The sequence below is a fragment of the Streptomyces sp. NPDC055099 genome (assembly GCF_053607685.1).
The window spans coordinates 1-1,282 of record NZ_JBSGUA010000085.1 but is presented as its reverse complement, the minus strand read 5'-3'; the positions used below and the strand labels follow the sequence as shown (position 1 = coordinate 1,282).

The 1,282-nt window shown below is 71.1% G+C and carries 1 protein-coding gene; it reads left to right on the top strand.

Going from position 1 to position 1,282, the window contains the following annotated elements; genetic code table 11:
• Positions 1 to 1,282, top strand: a 1,282-nt coding sequence (locus ACWFRU_RS42465; RefSeq protein WP_453694220.1) for a hypothetical protein, incomplete at both ends; no start/stop codon positions are given.

The following is a 1,282-nucleotide window of genomic DNA, read 5'->3' as shown; positions in this document are numbered from 1 at the left end:
AGGCGGCAGTGGAGGGCTACCAGCGGACTCACCGCGAGTTCTCCGCGGTCGTCAACGAGAAGAACACGCAGGCGGCGATGAGCCCCGCCGAGCGGGACGACCTGCTGGCCCGGTGGCGCCGTACGTACAAGGGCGAAAACCGCCTGGAGCCGTTCCGCCCTCTGCCCGCCCTGAAACTGACGAAAGGACAGGACGCCCCGGGCCTGGCCCCGGACGAGTACGGCATCGGGTCGTGGCTGGCCTGGCGCGACGGCTCCAACGGCCAGCAGGTGACCGGTCAGGTCACCGGCCCGGGGCCCGCGGGGAACACCTGGTTCGTCAGCACCGACCGCAGCGGCCACACCGGCGAGTTCCACGTCCTGTCCCGCTCGGGCAAGAAGTCCACCGGCTACACCTACTCCCTCAACGGCCGGGCTACCGATCTCCGGCCCGCCGACGGACCAGGCCCGCAGCAACCGCTGGAGGATCTGCCGGAGGTGGACGCGGTGCCCGCCCCGCCGATCACCTCGTACGCCGACTGGATTCCGGCCGATGGGCTGGCCCGGGTCCGCGAACCGATCCCGGTGACCGTCGGAGAGGCTGGCCCCCGCCTCGGCCCGGAGGGCCAGGAGGAAGTCGCCTTCGACGTCGTCGCTGACGGCATCTCCTTCGTCGTCCGGGTGGGCCGGAACAACAAGGCTGGCATCCCGGTGTATCTGCCGCGCATCGATGCCGGGGACAAGGCCATCACCTTCCCGTGGGCGGACACCCCGGGGGCGGCGGTCTACTTCTGCGTCGAGGTGGCCCGCGGGGCCAAGGAGATGGCGGTCGAGCCGCTGGAGGCGAAATTCCGCAAGCGGGACCTCACCCTGGCGGATGACGGGGTCTGCGAGCGGTGCAGCCAGTTCCGCGACGACGACGCCGTAAAGGAGCTGTACCGGGTAGATGGGGGCGACGCTGACTGCATCGACCACGTCTCCAGCCGCTTCGAGGTTCCGAAGACCGACGTCGCCCGCCTGGGGCAGGCTCGGCGCATCTGGGCAACCCGTACAGTTCCCGAGCCCGAAGCGGCGGACCCGGTGCCGTCGGCCGGCGGCGAACAGCCGGACCAGGCACAGGCCGAGGCGGAGACGGCGCCGTACGCCGGTCCGCCGACGGGCGACCCCCGTGAGGTCGCCCGCCAGACCCTCCAGGGCGGCAACCGGATCACAATCGTCGTGAGCGGCCGCAGCGTCGAATGGAACGGGGAAGCCTGGGGGCTTCCCGTACCGGAGACTGTCACCGTCACCGGTACCGTCTACCC